This window comes from Erysipelothrix sp. HDW6B, assembly GCF_011301115.1.
GTDB lineage: Bacteria > Bacillota_I > Bacilli_A > Erysipelotrichales > Erysipelotrichaceae > Erysipelothrix > Erysipelothrix anatis.
Genome location: NZ_CP049860.1, coordinates 1,605,417 through 1,621,462, shown reverse-complemented (window position 1 = coordinate 1,621,462; position 16,046 = coordinate 1,605,417). Strand labels below are relative to the sequence as shown.

Sequence of the window (16,046 nt, the reverse complement as noted above, 5' to 3'; positions counted from 1 at the left end):
AACAACGTCAAATTTCTGACGTTGTTTTTTTCTGATTGGCCAAATAAGCAACACCAAGCAAATGTGCATGTTGTGGATTTTGAAATCGTACAATTTTTGTACTGAGTGGTGGTGTATGGAAATACTGTTGCACGATTTCAAGATAAGCGTACTCAATGCGTTGCACAAGGCATGAGTTATTCGAAACACCACCACCAATTGAGATATGTTGCGGGTTATATGCTATACTCACCTGAAGTAAGGAATGTGCAATATCAGCGATCCACTGGTCAACAACGTGAGCTGCATCGTCGTTTATTTCTGCAGCCTCGATGATTGCCTTAGCAGAAGGCAGTGGACGTTTTGAATATGCATGGTAACGATGATAAAGTGCACTTGCGGAACAACGCGTATAGGTCCATATTGGTTTATCTTCGTTAAAAGATAGCGGCATCATAGAGATGTTGGCAGCATAATTGTCGGTGCCTTTCTGAATCGAATCACCAATCATAAAACAACCACCAACCGCAGTTCCAATAATATAGGTAAATGAACTGCTAGTGTTTTTGAGTGAACCAAAATGAAATTCACCCATTGCAGCTGCATACGCATCATTACATGCAAAAACCGTTAAGCCGGTTCGTTTGGTAATTTCATGCGCGACATTTGTGTCATACAATGATCTCACTCGAGGGGATGCCTTGGAAAGGATGTCGTAGGTATCAGAAACAATACCTGGTAGACAAATCGCGATCTGTTTGACGTCTTGTAGATTCCCCATATTAGCAACTAGGGAATCATAAAAAACTGTGGCATCCGTCAGTGCGAATGTATCTATGATCCAGGATGCTTGCATTGCGTAATTTTCAGTAAGACGCGCAAACTTTATAAATGTGCCACCAATGTCAATGCTAAGTAACATTACTTGGTATTGATAAATAAAACACTAACTGGTTCAGGCGCATGAATGTCTTTCTCAGCTAAAGAAAGGAGTCCTGTTTCGGGGTCGCGGTCAAAGAGTGTGAGATTGTCTGTGTGTAAGTTTGCTACGACTAAGAAACGATCATCCAGACTTAAGTTAAAGTCACGTGGATGTTTTCCCTCTGTTGAAACAGTGTTTAAGAAAGTTAATGTAAAATCTTCATTAACTTTAAAAATAGCGATTGAGTCATGACCGCGATTTGATGCATAAACATAGTTTCCGTCTTTTGAAATACGAATAGCTGCACCGAAGCTTTCAATCGATGTTTCAGGAAGCGTCGAAATTGTTTGTAAATGGATAAGATCAAAATCATCATCTTGCACAACGTCAATGGTACTGTTCAATTCACCAAAGATATAAAGAACAGGCTGTGTTGGATGGAATGCAATATGTCGAGGTCCCATTCCGGTTGCCGTTTTATAGGTCGCGATTTCATTCATTAAACGGTATTTATGAACTGTATCATTTCCTAAATCACAAACAAAGACATCATCGGTTTTAGGATCGTAGTCAATGTAATGAGCATGCGCACCATCTTGGTAACGGATTACTTTATCTTCAATCTTATTGTGAGTTACGGTTATCGAACCGGCATGATAATTCGCTTCGTAAATTGATTTTTCAGTGTCATGATAGCGAACGTAGCACGGTTGGACACCTTCTGTCATTCGTGTGTAGTCTAGAGTTGCATGGGTACCGTCAAAATCCCAAACAGCAATTCCGCCCAAAGAATCTTCTTGATGAACACTGTATAGTTTCCCAGTATTAGCATCAAAATCAAGATAGGTTGGGTTTTGTGCTGGAGCAACCAGGTTTAAATTCTCTAATTTTTTTGTATCTTCATTGAGGTCAATGCTGTAGATACCCTCGCTAATGCGTCGTGTATATGTACCGATTAGTATTTTTTGCATGATTATAATCAATCTCCTTTTTATCATGATACCATAGAATCTATAAAAGCGAATCATGGTAATTATTTTCATAACCAACGTAAAAAAACAATGATATGTGAAAACCTGTGACCATTTATCACAATAAATTGAAAAGTAGAAAATTTGTAGGTACAATATCAGTAAATACAGGAGGACAATTGTATGAGTAAGAAACTTAAAATTGTTACAATCGGTGGTGGCTCAAGTTATACCCCAGAACTTATGGAAGGGTTTATCAACCGTCAGGATAAATTAGATATTAGTGAATTGTGGTTAGTAGACGTTGAGGCAGGACGTGAAAAATTGGAAATCGTTGGAGCAATGGCACAACGAATGGTCAAAGCTGCAGGTCTTGACTGGAAAGTTTTCTTAACAACAGACCGACGCGAAGCATTAAAAGATGCTGATTTTGTCACGACACAATTCCGTGTTGGTCAATTGGAAGCTCGTGTTAAAGATGAACGTATTCCAGGTAAATATGGACTCCTAGGTCAAGAAACAAATGGTGCTGGAGGAATTTTTAAAGCATTCCGTACGATTCCTGTCATTCTTGATATTATCAAAGATATGCGAGAATTAGCTCCCAAAGCATGGTTAATCGATTTCACAAACCCAGCAGGTATTGTTACTGAAGCAGCAATCAAAGTAGGTGGATGGGAACGTACGATTGGATTGTGCAACATTCCAGTCGGTGCAACAAAAATGAACCACGAAGCAATGGGATATGATAAAGACGCAAGTATTCTCTTTGAAAAATTTGCGGGTCTAAACCATTTCCACTGGCATCGTGTGTGGGATAAGGATGGAAGCGAAGTTACATCTGAACTAATTAATGCATTCTATAACCCAGAAAGTGAATACGCAAAGAGCAAGCAAGCAGAAGTTGCAAATATTGCAAATATTAATTATAGCTACGAACAACTTGCAGACTTGGGATTATTGCCATGTCCTTACCACCGTTACTATTATGTAGAACGCGAAATGTTGGCAGAAAATCAACAAAACTATAAAGATCATAAAACACGTGCGGAAACTGTTAAGGCAACCGAAGAAGAACTCTTTGAACTCTACAAGGATCCAAACTTGGATTATAAACCAGAACAACTTACAAAACGCGGTGGTGCTCACTATTCAGACGCTGCATGTGAAATCATTTCATCAATTCATAATGATTCACGTACCGTTATGACCGTAAGTACACAAAACAATGGCACAGTAACTGATTTACCATATGACTGCGTAGTAGAGGTTACATCAGTAATTACATCACACGGTGCAGAACCATTTAACTGGGGATCATTCCCACCTGCAGCACGTGGTCAACTTCAATTGATGAAAGCTATGGAAGAGGTCGTTATTGAAGCAGCTGTTTCAGGTGATTACAATAAAGCACTCCAAGCATTTAATATTAATCCACTTGTACAAAGCGGAATTTATACAAAAGATTTATTGAACGAAATGTTAGTAGCACATAAAGATCACCTTCCACAATTTGCAGATGTTATTGCAAAATTAGAAGCTGAAGGCGTTACATATATTCCTCAATAAGGAAAATTATTACTCGAACAGTAGGAATCTTCCTACTGTTTTTTTTATTAGAAAGGGATATTATGATTAAAGTATTTGTATCAGATTTAGATGGAACACTTTTTGACGAAGATCATCAACTACCAAGCAAAACGCGAAGTCTTATAACAATGTTAAGACAGAACGGCTATCGATTTGGAATTGCTACAGGTAGACCAAGAATGTCAGCAGAAACAGTTATTGAGGACTTAGAAGACCTCGTTGATTTTGCAGTGTTTGAAAATGGTGCAGAGGCATATGATTTCACGAATGGAACGCAAATTTTCCAGTATCCATTAGACAGAGTATCGGCACTAGAGGTCATCCAAAATGCCCGCAAGTTTAACTTGAATCCGACATTAACGGTTAATGATAAAATGTATACCGATGATGGTTCACGATTTGAAGGGTACGATTCGAAAATTCGAAATATCCTTGTCGTTGGTGATGTAACCTTGGCAGTCCAAGAAGCACAGGCAAAAATTCTTGTTAACGGAACACCGGAAGCACTGCAACCTTTGATTGATTATACAAAAGAAGTAGGAAATCCAGCTTACAAAGCCGTTAAAACAGCAACAGATCTTCTCGAATTCATGGATCCGCGTGTGAATAAGACTTTAGGCATCCAGTGGTATTTAGAGAATCATGGTTTGACAATGGAAAATGTCGTCGCTTTTGGTGATAATGATAATGATGTCGAAATGATTGAAGCTGCTCAAATAGGTGTAGCCGTAAAAAACGCAACAGATTCCGTTAAGGCTGTTGCGCGTATGCATTGTGATTCTAATATAGAAAACGGTGTTTACAAATTTATCACACAGTTTTTAGAACAATAGTCTATCGGATTATTGAACTGTCTTCAATACGTGTTTGATTCATTTCATAGTCAAACGAGAAGACAAGTGCATAAATCATGTCTAAGACTAATTGGATTGCTGTTCGAGAAGAAAAAGAAGCCATCTTTGTCATGAGTTCTTCTTGAGGCGCAACATGAATGACTTCATCGGCGAGTGGAACTAAAGGATTATCATTTGGCCCGGTAATTAAAACAATCGGAACGTTTCGATCTTTAAGTGATGTCATGATACGAAGGTTATTGATGCTGGTGCCGTAGTAAGAAATAACGATAGCGAGACTGTCTTTGGGTTGAGTGTGGGTTTTCATAAACTGAAAGCCGACAGCTGACTCGAGGTTACAGTCTTTTTCTATGCGGAATAGTTTATACTGGAAATCCTGACACAAAATTAATGATTGACCTGTTCCATATAGATAGATGTGCGGTGACTGATGAATTGCCATCGCAACACGATTTAGTTGCTGTTGATCAATCGAGTTATAAGTATCCTGCATCGATTGGTAATTCAGGTTTAAGATACTTTCTAGAATTTGGTTTGGAGATTCGTTCTTATCAAAAGGTAAATCATCGCGAACGCGTTGACCACGTGGCGATGTGCTCAATTCTTTGGTTAATCGTACTTTAAAATCAGTGAACCCATCCGTTTGCATCTTCCTACAATAACGCGTAATTGTTGCGGTAGAAGTAAAGGTTCGCTGTGCTAATTGTTGAATACTTAAGGAAATAACTTCGTTGGGGTGGGCTAGTATATACTCTGAAATCTTGATTTCAGTTTCTGATAATCTATCAAAGTCGCGGATTCGGTTTATTAATAACATAATATCCTCCAATTTATTATATTATACATTGTTTTTGCCAGAATATTTATGTATAATGAGAAAGCAGTTGGAGAATTGGCCGAGTGGCTTAAGGCACCATCTTGGAAAGGTGGCGAAGCGCAAGCTTCCGTGAGTTCGAATCTCATGTTCTCCGCCATATGAAATTATACCCACTTAACAGTGGGTTTTTTATTTGTCTGAATGTTGGAAGTACCACAGAAGTACCACAATTTCAAAGGTTATCAATTGTTTCAATGACAGTTTCTTCTTTACTATCCAACAAGTGTGTGTAGACATTTAATGTTGTTTGTATATTTGAATGTCCGAGTCTCTTCGAGACAGAAACAATATTAACACCGTTATTTATTAAATTTGTCGCATGCGAATGTCTGAATCCATGAATGGTTATTCTGGGTAGCTTATGGAGACCTCTAGCAGCAAGTCTACTGTGTTCTAGTCAATGTAAATTGCTACAGTAAGGTTGAGTTGATATAGATTTGATTGGGTGATAACCCATTATTATATGTATGAGGGCGTTGGCTATTATACCAATCTTCCTCAAATTTATCCATAATCTCATCCATCCTTTCTTTTGTAGTAAATGTATAATGGTTCGTACATTCGTGTTTGAGTGTGTTGAAGTATCGCTCCATGACTGCATTGTCATATGGACATCCTGCACGACTCAAGCTTTGCTAGATAACACGTTGCTTACAGAAATCACTAAATAATTTACTTGTGAATTGACTCCCTTGATCGCTATATAAAATTAATCCCTTATCTGGATAATAGCGTAATAATGCTTTATGCAACGTATTAATAGCTAAACGAGAATTAATCGAAGTGCTATTTTGAGAGGCAACCACTCTGTGATCATATACATCAATTATCGTGCAATTATATCGAGGTGTTCCATTCCTCAAGTACAAATAAGTGAAATCAACACACCAAAGACGATTTGGTTTTATTGCATGAAAATTCTATTGAATAAGATTTGGAAACACTTTATGTTGTTTGCCTGTCTTGATTGGTTGCTTTTTACGCCGAATAATTGATGAAATATTAAGTTCCTTCATATATTTTCGTATAGTTGCAAGGGAGTAGGAGTATCCATGATTAGCACAATAAAATGTCATCATTTTAGTTCCCATCGTTCCGTTACTTCTATGGTATGATTCACTAATAAAGCGTTATACTTTAGCTTTTTGCTCACAGTATGGCGCTTTTCTCTGTTTCAGATAATTGCAATATGCGTTCATACTCACTTTAAATTTACGACATAACCAACGAACTCCTAGGTTTTTACCATGTTCTTGAATAAACTGATATTCACTTAATTGATTTCCTTTGTAAAGAATGCCACTGCTTTTTTTAAGAATTCATTTTCCTTTTTAAGTTCTCTAATTTCTAGAATAAGTCTTTTTGATTATTCGAGTGATAATGTGACTTCTTCGATATAAGGGTTGTTTTGGCATTCTTTGCGAAGTTCTCTAAGCCAGTATTGTAGTGTTCCACTTCCAAGATGATACTCTTGAGTAAGACTTTTAATCGTTCTTCCTTCTTTAAGATGTAATCGTATGACTTCATCTTTTGTTTCTTTACTATAATTTTTCATAAGTTGCTCCTTGATTTGATTTTATCATTTCTCAACCAAGGTGTAGCAACTTTAGTTTACTAGAACACTACCCGAATCGAGAAGGTTTTGTTATGATTAGATTATATAAACAGGAGGGCTATTAAATGGCGACAAAAAAATATATTGAACCAATTGCTTTGCATAGTGGCGGAGTCAAAGTTAAGAAGATACTTCATGATCAGGGCATGAGTGATGATGAAGGGAAAAGATACTGTCTCGCATTAGTTGAATATGATGGTACAAACCGCTATGCTATCAGATGGAATGGTAGTGCTAAGGAAACATGGGGGTTCCCAAGTGTTGGGAATACATCAACATGGTTTGTGTTGCCAAGTGAAATAGATATTATCTTATTCATGCGATCGTTGGGATTCTCGAATTCTCAAATATCAAATTCTTTAATTAAATAATCAAGAGAAACGGTTGTAAAGAGATAATATGACCGTCGCGCCCCGCTTTTCGGTGATATTATGTTAGTGTGGCTTTCAAGCTAAAGAAGCCATTTACGCAATGTTTATTTCCCCTTTTATGTCTGCTGACCCTATCGAACTTCGGTAGGGTTTTGTGTATAATGAATGTACATAATGTGTGTGGAGGATATACATGATATTGAAGATTCTTAAAATCGACTGCGAAGATATGAGTCGTAATAATAATGATTACTCAGCCATAGCTGATAGAATTAAAGAACATAAGTCATTCGATTCAAATATGATTCATATATACTCAATGTATATAAAAACAAGTGGCAATTCGATTGGGGCAAGAGATAGAAATGAAGGGAATTATGAAGGTTTAACGATAGTAATGGATGAACTTGAATATGATTTGGTTAAGTGTCGATTTATTATAGTAGATACCCGTAATTGTAATGTGTATTATGATGGAAATCTAACAGATGTTACTTTGATTTTAAAGGACTTTTTTAGTGTAAACTCGAGTCAAATCTCTCATGTAATTGAAAGAGATGATCTTGAAAAGATTAAATCGTTAAAACTAACTACTAAATCAGAGGGGCAAATGGTATTGAATGAACCAGTTAATCCGGAGATGGAGATGATTGATTCAATATTTGAGAGTGAGAGAATCAAGACGAGATCATATGAATTATTCTTTGGTGATGAAGGATCAAGGTTTATACATAGAGATAGATTTAACAATTTGATGGATGATAGTGCTGGTTCTAGAACTATTATTACGGCAAAAGGTTTTGATGCGGAAGGTCGACAAGTAGTTTTGGGGTCTCAAATATCAAAAAAAGTTGAGCTATTGAAAGAATATAGTAGTTGGAATGATAAAGTTACTCTGCCGCTTGAAACTATTTATGAAGAATTAAGAAGAGAAGTGACACTTTGATGATACTCAAGTCTTGTAAAAAAATTGTTCTTATGTACAGGGATAGTTACAAAGTGGTGCAATTTTCAATTTTTCTTGCAACTATCGTAGTATACTTTACAATCTTAAGGTTTGTAGATAAATCAGTAATAGAGAAAAACTATGTTGATGTTTTAAATGGCTTCGGAGTGATGACAGCATTCTTTATTCTTGTTCTTGATAAAATAGATATGTCTGTTATAAAAAAACGAATGAACTTCCTTGTACCAATCGGAAAAAAAGATCAAATTCTGATGTCAAAAAGAATCATTAATACTATTTTTTCATTGATGATTTCGATGTTTATTATTTTAGGAAGCCAATATTTATTGCTGATTTTGGGAGTCAAAAGTTCTTTTCTTCTAATTAATATGTGCTTAATGATTTTTTTTGGTTTCGTCTTTTTAATATCGATTTGGCATTGGATAGATTCAAAACAAAATTAGTAAGCTTCTAGTTAATAATGGAGAAGGACCGAACCTGTGACATTATAGTTTTAACAACATCAAGGCTTTGACTCACTGATCCGAGTTTTGAAATCATTTTTTCTTCTTTCTAGCTCGAACAACTAAAACCCTACTAGTATCTCAGGTAGGGTTTTGCTAAGATTAAATTATTAATCTTAGGAAAGGGAAAGGTTGAAAAATACATCCGGTCGTAAACACAAAAGAATTAATAATAAATTTAAAAATGATGTAAATAATAAAGAAGTAAACAATATGGATGGAAATTACGAAAAAAATACTTGGTCGAAGTAACGAAGAAAGAAAAAACTTATTTAATTGTATAGTTGGTCATTGTACCTTAAAGTTACTATGCACTTCTAGTAAAGAAACAATAATTGTTTGTTCTGGAGAAATTAATGGTGGCAAAAGTAAAAATACAATTGTCGCCCAAGGAAATAAGGTAACACAATTAACTAACGAAAACACTGTCGATATGAAGGAAATGTTGGAACTTGCTGAATTACCTGTTGATGACTTGCCATTATTAATGGAATTAATAAAATCAGACTATACTAGTTTGGAAGGTGTACAATACACCTCTGAAATAAATGGTGAATCAATTGTTTCTGATACGACAATAATTGATTTTAAAAAAGATTCATTGAAAGAACTATATGATGCCGATTTAATTGATACTTCTGATGTAGATTATCTAAGTGTTAAAGAAACGCAAAAATGATTTGAATCTCTTGGATTAACATGCGAAGCGCAGTAACAAAATAAATTAAGACGCATATCGCGTCTTTTTCTTTGGGTAAAGTTAGGAAGGGTTCTGGACATGGAAAAAAATCGCAAAATCATTTTACAATAGTAGAACATGGAAACAGTGCAGAGCCAGTTACATCGACAAATTTCACTGCCTTTGCGAGCGATGTCGATTAAAGGGGAAGGTAACTCCAGGATTCATTGTTCATCATATTGACTGCATAAGACCAAGTAATATAAACAATCCATTTGTAACTTTAAATCATGATAATCTAGAATATCTTTGCTTAGATTATCATAACGAAGAACACATCTGAAAAAATGAAAGAACAGCAAGTGGACTATCATTTGATGATTACGGGAATCTTGTACAGAAATGAGGACATAGGTATGGACTACGAAGCGGTAAGAGAATCACACATAGAAGAGTATCAAAGATTACCGACTCAACATGAATTAATTGAATATGCTTTTAAACAAAATAGAACTAGTTTGAAATAAAAACAAGAGTGGCTAATTGAAATAGAACAGGATATCCCCCCCTTCGAAATGACAAAGTAGAGTCACCCTAAAGACCGTATGCCCTTCGCATTTTAACACACGCCTTGCGCGTTAACCTTCTACTCCAAAAGAGAGGGGAGATATCATGACAACAGCGAGAGAGCCACCTACAAGAGACAAACGCATAAAAAAAAGAAATCAAAAGACTAGGTAAAATCTTTGCAGAATTAGGCCAAGATAAGCACGATGTTGTTGAAGGTTTGATTAGAAGAGCTGAATTTATGCGTGTAACCTTAGAAGATTATGGGGTAGATATCAATGAAAATGGATCTATTGAACAATTTTCGCAGTCGGATTAGTTAGAGCTATACGATAAAGGAAGGCCTGTTGTTGGGTTTATAACACCATGAATAAAAACTACCAATCAATTACCAAACAACTCAGTGATTTGTTGCCTGACAGTGCTCTAAAAGAAACAGTAATGGTATCGTTTGATAGACCACAATGAATCCAATTTTTAAATATTATAATCAGATAAAAAGTGGGGAAGTTACTGTTGGTCGAAAAGTTATAGTTCTCTATTGGTACATTTGTGAAGTATTATGGTTTAATTCAAAGTTTGAATATCGACAAGAGTTGGCTCAATATGCACAAGATTTTATCGAAAAATATTGCAGGCATTCCAAAGGTAAAATGGGCGGAAAGCCTATTATCTTGGAATTGTGGCAGACTGCGATTGTACATGTCGTGTTCGGAATCGATAGAACTGGAACAACAATACGTAAGTGCAGAGTTGTTATGCTTATCATTGGACGTAAAAATGGTATGTCAACATTTGCGGCAGCAATCAGCTTCTATCTTTTGATAGCCGACGACGAGGCAGGTCCTGAAGTTTATGCAGTCGCAACAAAACGTGACCAAGCAAAATCATATGGGAAGAAGCAACGAAGATGATTCGGAAAAGCCCGGTGTTAATGCAGCAAGAAAAGACAAAAGTCTCAGAAGTTGTATCATTTAACAACGAAGGTTCGTTTAAACTACTTGGAAGAGATAGCCAGTAACTTGATGGTCTAAACCCACACGGAGCTTCAATGGATGAAATTGAAGCATGGACAGATCTGAATATGTATGATGTCATTGTTGATTGGGCTTCTGCACGTGATAATTGGCTAGTATTTATGACTTCTACAGCAGGGTTTATACGTGAAGCTGTGTGGGATGATTTCTACAAGGATGCTACGGATCAGATAAATGCATATACAGAATATAAAGAACTTGATGAATCAATTCTATTTGTTGTGTATGAACTCGATTCAAAAGACGAGTGGCAAAATTCGGAAATGTGGTACAAAGCAAATCCAGGTCTAGAGTAAATTAAAAAAATCGACGAATTAGAACGTAAAGTAAATAATGCGATGCGTGACCCCCAAAAAGTTGCAAACCTAGTTGCTAAAGACTTTAATATTCCTGAAAACTCAGCTAGTTCATAGTTGAACTTGGAAGATATACAAGTAAAAGATGAAAATGGAGATGTTATTCGTCGTAGCTTTGTGTTAGCCACACATGAACCAAACAACGAATTGCATTAAAACCACTTTATGTAATTGGCGGTGTTGGTATGTCCATAATAACAGACTTAACGCGTGCAACGGTCTTATTCAAAGTTCCTAATGATCCGAAGATATATGTCAAGCAGATGTACTGGACTCCAGAGTCAGTTATAGAGTATAAGGAGCATAGTTATAAAGTTCCATATAGGATTTGGGAACAACAAAGTTACCTAAGACTTGCGCTGGGAACCAAATTAATTACTTAGATGTTTATGAATGGTTTGTTGAAGTTCGTGAACTTGATGATATTTGGCTTCATAAAATTGGATATGGTGGTTTTTCCTTCGCAGCTTTAAGGGATAAGTTGATTGAGCATTTTGTTGAAGATGTTCCTATAGCGGTTTATCAAGGTGTAAAAACTCTCTCGTCACCGATGCACTCACTAGGAACAGAAATTCGAGATAAAAATATGATTTATGACAGTCCAATTCTTGAGTGGTGTTTAGCAAATGTTGAAGTAAAGCAAGACGAGAATAAAATATAAAGCCAATCAAACCTAAAAATAGAAATCGAAGAATTGATGGATTTGCGTCATTACTTGATGCGTATGTAGTCTTGGTTAACGATTATGATACGTATATGTCAAAAATCCAGAAAGGGAGAGTATGGGATTATTTGATAGATTTAAGAAAGAAAAAGACTGAACAACTCGATTTGAAATGATCCATGATGGTGACTTTGCAAACTTCCAGTTTGTAAATAATATCTATAAATCAGATATTGTAAGAAGTGCTATAAGACCAAAGGCGAGGGCATTAGGAAAGTTAGTTCCTAAGCATGTACAAGAAAAAGACGGAGAAATGTTGTTCTCGTCATATGAAATTTTACCCACTAAACAGTGGGCTTTTTATTTATTTGGATAATAAAATACCATAATAGTTCGACACATTTCGATGGTAGATGACTTAAGATTCAATTGAGAGGACTAAATAAGCAATCGTGACATCAAACTCACGAATCATAATTTCAACATATTCGCATTACAAACTATGGTCATTTAATAAAATGGTGTGAAAAGCTTCGATTTATGAATTGTCCAAAATTGTTGTGTTAAAGTGAATATAGGAAGACAGATTATAAGGGAGGGGAAATCATGTTCAAACGAAATACGCGGAAAAAATTAAATTATACTCGTGATGGTTTCATCAAGCTTGATGTTCGACACCTTATTGACTGGGATGAACCTACAGGCGATGGTTGCATTGTATCGGATATGATTACAAAAGAAGGGTGGAAGGTTGGTTACATGTTTAGAGATGAACCCAACCCCGATTATCCGGACAGTGGGTGGCGTTTTCTAAAAGGTGACGAAAGCAATGAGTATATGAGTCATGCTAGCAATCATCATGTGTTTAAATTGAATACAGTCTGTAATTACGATCAAGATATAATTCCATACTTGACAGCACCGGTTGGTACACACTTAATTCGTACCGAAAATGATTTGTTTATTGTCGATGATGAACAGTCAGGAATTGTCATGAGTCTGCAAGATAGATAACAAGCCACTTTAACTAAAAGTGGTTTTTTTATTGAAACTGTCACCTTAACAAACATAACAAATACTTAAAATAAACCTAAAATAAAACCACTTTCCCATTGTTAATGAGAATAAGTAAGTTATAATAGATACGTTAAACGATGCTGCAAAGCATTAAAATGCGATAGATAATGGAGAAAAGAATGAATGAATTTGAGAAGCAACAAACCCAAGATGTAGAGATTTCGGAACTGGTAAATGCAGTGAAGCCACATAGCTTACTTATAATAATGGTAATGGCGGGTGCTGCAATCCTTAGTCTTCTTTACACCAAGATAGCAATAACACCGATTTACGAAAGTAGTGCAACCATGATTGTCAACAATCGTCAAAGTGAAGGAAATCGTGGTATCACAAATGATGATATTAATTCAGCGAAAGGTCTTGCGAATGTATATGGCGTTATCATTAAAAGTGATTCCGTAATGGCTCCAGTAAATGATAAACTAGATCTTAAAATGACGACTAAGGCACTCAGTGAAGGTGTTAAGGTATCGTCGGTAGATAATACTCAAGTGATGAGAATTTCGGTACGTCATAATAATCCGGAAATGGCCCAAGCGATTGCAGGCGCAATTGTAGAGATTGCGCCCAATAAAATTGTTGAGATGGTAGAAGCGGGTTCTGTTAAAGTAATCTCTAATCCAACAACGCCATCAAAACCTGTTTCTCCAAACACAATGCGAAATGTAATGCTCGCATCAGCCGGAGCAGCAATACTAACAATTGCTGGAATCGTCATACGACATCTTATGGATAAGACATTTAAACGTGTTGATGACCTTGAAAATGCACTAGATTTACCTGTACTTGGAGTAATTCCAGATGTATCGGTTTCGACACGGAAGTAGGAGACACAATGTTCAATAAAACGAAACAACCCCTAAAAATTAAAAATAGAACTGAAATTATTAATGATAAATCACCATTCGCATTTGTCGAGTCATACAAAACATTGCGTTCTGGATTAAGTTTCATGGGTTTTCAAGATGAAGTCAAAACCATTATGATAACCAGTTCAATTCCAGATGAAGGAAAGAGTACAGTAGCCATCAATCTTGCTAAGGTGTTGGTAGAAGCAGAGAAAAAAGTATTGTTGATTGATGCTGACTTAAGAAAACCTGCACTCAGAGAATATTTGCGCGTTAAGAAGACAGGTAATCATGGATTGTCTGCGGTTCTAGCAGGGAAAGTTCAAGCAGAAAACGCAATCTACCTGCACACAATATACCAATTTGATGTTATGCTATCCGGAATTATACCGCCTAACCCATCAGAGCTTCTCGGAGGGGCAAACTTTGCACCAATGTTAGAATCTTTAAAAGAGACTTATGATTTCATTATTATTGATACTCCACCAGTCAATGTAGTAACGGATGCGAGTGTAATGGCTCCTCATATTGATGGTACATTGTTAGTTGTACGACAAAATTTCGCAGAAAGAGATGTCGTGTTAGCTGCAAAGCGCAAGCTCGAGCAAACACATGCGACCCTCTTAGGATCAGTTATGAATTATTACGATGACTCGAAAGTTAAAAGCGGAGCAACGCCATACTCATATAATTACGAATATGGAGAGTAATCATGATTACAGATATCCATACACACATTCTTCATGATATTGATGATGGCCCCGAAAATCTGAATGCAGTTGATGGATTGTTGCGATGCCACCTAGCGCAAGCTACGCATCAACTGGTTGCAACCCCGCACTTTAATCTTGAAAAAGATGACATAAATCATTTTGTGAAGGTTCGCGAAGTACGTTGTGAAGAAGTTCAGTCTTTAATTAAAAAGAAATCCTATCCAATAACCTTAAAATTAGGTGCAGAACTCTATTTCTCACCCCAACTCGCAACTGTACAATTGGATGACTTGGTTATTGAAGGGACAGATTATTTACTCATTGAACTTCCGACCCAAATATATCCATCACGATTAAAGGATACGTTGCGCGATATCATTTCGAACGGATATACGCCAATTTTGGCGCATATTGAGCGTTATCCATACTTATTAGCGTCCTCTGATATCTTGATAGAGCTAATCGAAATGGGCGTTCTCATTCAAATGAATGCAGCAACTTTTGTGGACGCACACCAACAACAACTTGCAAAAATGATGTTAAAAAAAGATCTTGTCCATTTAATCGCGTCAGATGCTCATAACTGTGATCGAAGAGCACCCAATCTTTCCGATTTACAGAAACAATACTTTGGTACAAAACTATTTGAGAATTTACAACGTTGTTACGAAAATGCACAGTTAGTTTTTAAGGGAGAGTGCGTTGTTGTTCATCAACCACGACCATTTCGAAAAATATTCGGTCGATATCTGTAAAAAAGAGCTTAAGTAAAATCTTAAGTTCTTTTTTATGGCATAATACTGCTAAGAGGTGATGACATGGAACACATTGAGCAACGCTTAGTACACATAATTTCAGAAATTGTTGGCAGTCCTGCGCAGGAATATCATTTGGGAAAATTTGAAGGTCTCGCATGGTATTTGAGCAATGCCGAAACACCGGTAGTGAGTTTGAAAAAATACGATAAAACGGTGAATGTCTATGCCATGACATGGTCGCAAAATCAAGAATTAGCAAAAGCCGTAGAAACTACGTTTGGTAAGACTGCGATTGGAAAATCATGTATCCGAATCCGCAAACTTACACCTGACCGTGAACAAGTTCTTAAAAACGTAATTCAATTTGAAATCGGTCGCTAATTTCACACTAATTTCTATGTTATGGTGCTACAATAGAGGTAAGAGGTGATACAATGGACAAAGAAATTCAAATAGAGATTTTAGATAGAGTAAAATATATTGCTGAACATTTCGAGACGTTAACACTCATCGAAATTGCAACCCTATTTGTTGCTGCGGCAACCCTATTTACAGATACAAAGAATCAATTTTACTATTCGTATCTCAAGGTAATGCAACAAACTCTAGCGGCAAAACAAACAAATCGTCAAATGGGTGATGAAGTAAAACAGCTTGAGTATCATATGCGTTTAGATATATAAAAAAATCTGTGGAAA

At 36.3% G+C, this 16,046-nt stretch carries 20 protein-coding genes, 1 tRNA gene and 2 pseudogenes; 15 read left to right on the top strand and 8 right to left on the bottom strand.

Annotated elements, in window-relative coordinates:
- Positions 1-7: 7 nt before the first annotated feature.
- Both G7061_RS08000 and G7061_RS07995 read right to left on the bottom strand, forming a co-directional pair.
- Complete coding sequence (locus G7061_RS08000) at positions 8-901, bottom strand: ROK family protein (protein WP_166120330.1); 894 nt, start codon at positions 899-901, stop codon at positions 8-10.
- Complete coding sequence (locus tag G7061_RS07995; protein WP_205700091.1) at positions 901-1,872, bottom strand: lactonase family protein; 972 nt, start codon at positions 1,870-1,872, stop codon at positions 901-903. Before G7061_RS07995 ends, G7061_RS08000 begins: the two co-directional genes overlap by 1 nt.
- A gap of 183 nt (positions 1,873-2,055) precedes the next feature.
- Between G7061_RS07995 and G7061_RS07990 the strand changes: the two genes are divergently transcribed.
- Together G7061_RS07990 and G7061_RS07985 are read left to right on the top strand one after the other, a co-directional pair.
- Positions 2,056-3,441, top strand: a complete 1,386-nt coding sequence (locus tag G7061_RS07990; protein ID WP_159633048.1) for a 6-phospho-beta-glucosidase — start codon at positions 2,056-2,058, stop codon at positions 3,439-3,441.
- Between the two features lie 62 nt (positions 3,442-3,503).
- Positions 3,504-4,295: a Cof-type HAD-IIB family hydrolase gene (locus tag G7061_RS07985; RefSeq protein WP_166083275.1), complete on the top strand. Its 792-nt coding sequence runs from the start codon at positions 3,504-3,506 to the stop codon at positions 4,293-4,295.
- A gap of 1 nt (position 4,296) precedes the next feature.
- Here the strand turns inward: G7061_RS07985 and G7061_RS07980 are convergent, their stop codons facing one another.
- A complete protein-coding gene (locus G7061_RS07980; RefSeq protein ID WP_159641713.1) occupies positions 4,297-5,133 on the bottom strand; it encodes a MurR/RpiR family transcriptional regulator in 837 nt (278 codons plus the stop codon).
- A gap of 69 nt (positions 5,134-5,202) precedes the next feature.
- On the opposite strand from G7061_RS07980, the gene G7061_RS07975 reads away from it, so the two are divergent.
- Positions 5,203-5,290, top strand: a tRNA-Ser gene (locus G7061_RS07975).
- 75 nt (positions 5,291-5,365) lie between these two features.
- Here the strand turns inward: G7061_RS07975 and G7061_RS07970 are convergent.
- The 5 genes and pseudogenes from G7061_RS07970 to G7061_RS07955 all read right to left on the bottom strand — a co-directional run.
- A pseudogene (locus G7061_RS07970) lies at positions 5,366-5,551 on the bottom strand (tyrosine-type recombinase/integrase); the annotation flags it as partial.
- A 52-nt stretch (positions 5,552-5,603) separates the two neighbouring features.
- On the bottom strand, positions 5,604-5,822 hold the full coding sequence (locus G7061_RS11020; RefSeq protein WP_166120327.1) for an integrase core domain-containing protein: 219 nt from the start codon (positions 5,820-5,822) through the stop codon (positions 5,604-5,606).
- Between the two features lie 6 nt (positions 5,823-5,828).
- Positions 5,829-6,101, bottom strand: a complete 273-nt coding sequence (locus tag G7061_RS11015; protein WP_370456910.1) for a DDE-type integrase/transposase/recombinase — start codon at positions 6,099-6,101, stop codon at positions 5,829-5,831.
- Positions 6,102-6,113: 12 nt separating this feature from the next.
- Positions 6,114-6,317 (bottom strand): IS3 family transposase, encoded by a 204-nt coding sequence (locus tag G7061_RS11010; protein WP_370456909.1) that lies wholly within the window; start codon positions 6,315-6,317, stop codon positions 6,114-6,116.
- 242 nt (positions 6,318-6,559) lie between these two features.
- Positions 6,560-6,748, bottom strand: coding sequence for a transposase (locus G7061_RS07955; RefSeq protein WP_166117940.1), 189 nt, complete (start codon positions 6,746-6,748; stop codon positions 6,560-6,562).
- A gap of 125 nt (positions 6,749-6,873) precedes the next feature.
- Between G7061_RS07955 and G7061_RS07950 the strand changes: the two genes are divergently transcribed.
- The 12 genes and pseudogenes from G7061_RS07950 to G7061_RS07890 all read left to right on the top strand — a co-directional run bounded on the left by G7061_RS07950 (position 6,874) and on the right by G7061_RS07890 (position 16,031).
- Positions 6,874-7,179 (top strand): hypothetical protein, encoded by a 306-nt coding sequence (locus tag G7061_RS07950; protein ID WP_166120321.1) that lies wholly within the window; start codon positions 6,874-6,876, stop codon positions 7,177-7,179.
- 193 nt (positions 7,180-7,372) lie between these two features.
- On the top strand, positions 7,373-8,125 hold the full coding sequence (locus tag G7061_RS07945) for a hypothetical protein (RefSeq protein ID WP_166120317.1): 753 nt from the start codon (positions 7,373-7,375) through the stop codon (positions 8,123-8,125).
- Between the two features lie 741 nt (positions 8,126-8,866).
- Positions 8,867-9,328, top strand: coding sequence for a DUF1307 domain-containing protein (locus G7061_RS07940; RefSeq protein ID WP_166120315.1), 462 nt, complete (start codon positions 8,867-8,869; stop codon positions 9,326-9,328).
- Positions 9,329-10,548: 1,220 nt separating this feature from the next.
- Positions 10,549-10,809 (top strand): terminase large subunit domain-containing protein, encoded by a 261-nt coding sequence (locus G7061_RS07930; protein ID WP_166120312.1) that lies wholly within the window; start codon positions 10,549-10,551, stop codon positions 10,807-10,809.
- A gap of 119 nt (positions 10,810-10,928) precedes the next feature.
- Positions 10,929-11,228 (top strand): annotated as a pseudogene (locus tag G7061_RS07925) (hypothetical protein); the annotation flags it as partial.
- Positions 11,229-11,616: 388 nt separating this feature from the next.
- Positions 11,617-11,949 (top strand): hypothetical protein, encoded by a 333-nt coding sequence (locus G7061_RS07920; RefSeq protein ID WP_166120306.1) that lies wholly within the window; start codon positions 11,617-11,619, stop codon positions 11,947-11,949.
- A gap of 609 nt (positions 11,950-12,558) precedes the next feature.
- Positions 12,559-12,966 (top strand): DUF2185 domain-containing protein, encoded by a 408-nt coding sequence (locus tag G7061_RS07915; RefSeq protein WP_159641898.1) that lies wholly within the window; start codon positions 12,559-12,561, stop codon positions 12,964-12,966.
- 182 nt (positions 12,967-13,148) lie between these two features.
- Positions 13,149-13,856 (top strand): YveK family protein, encoded by a 708-nt coding sequence (locus G7061_RS07910; RefSeq protein ID WP_166120302.1) that lies wholly within the window; start codon positions 13,149-13,151, stop codon positions 13,854-13,856.
- A gap of 8 nt (positions 13,857-13,864) precedes the next feature.
- The gene (locus G7061_RS07905) at positions 13,865-14,587 is read left to right on the top strand and encodes a CpsD/CapB family tyrosine-protein kinase (RefSeq protein ID WP_166120299.1); all 723 of its coding nucleotides are present in this window, start codon (positions 13,865-13,867) and stop codon (positions 14,585-14,587) included.
- 2 nt (positions 14,588-14,589) lie between these two features.
- Positions 14,590-15,345 (top strand): tyrosine-protein phosphatase, encoded by a 756-nt coding sequence (locus tag G7061_RS07900; RefSeq protein ID WP_166083271.1) that lies wholly within the window; start codon positions 14,590-14,592, stop codon positions 15,343-15,345.
- A gap of 63 nt (positions 15,346-15,408) precedes the next feature.
- Positions 15,409-15,729 carry a hypothetical protein gene (locus G7061_RS07895; protein WP_159632997.1) on the top strand — a complete coding sequence of 107 codons (321 nt, stop codon included), beginning with the start codon at positions 15,409-15,411 and terminating at the stop codon, positions 15,727-15,729.
- 53 nt (positions 15,730-15,782) lie between these two features.
- Positions 15,783-16,031, top strand: coding sequence for a hypothetical protein (locus G7061_RS07890; RefSeq protein WP_159632994.1), 249 nt, complete (start codon positions 15,783-15,785; stop codon positions 16,029-16,031).
- The last annotated feature ends 15 nt before the right edge of the window (positions 16,032-16,046 follow it).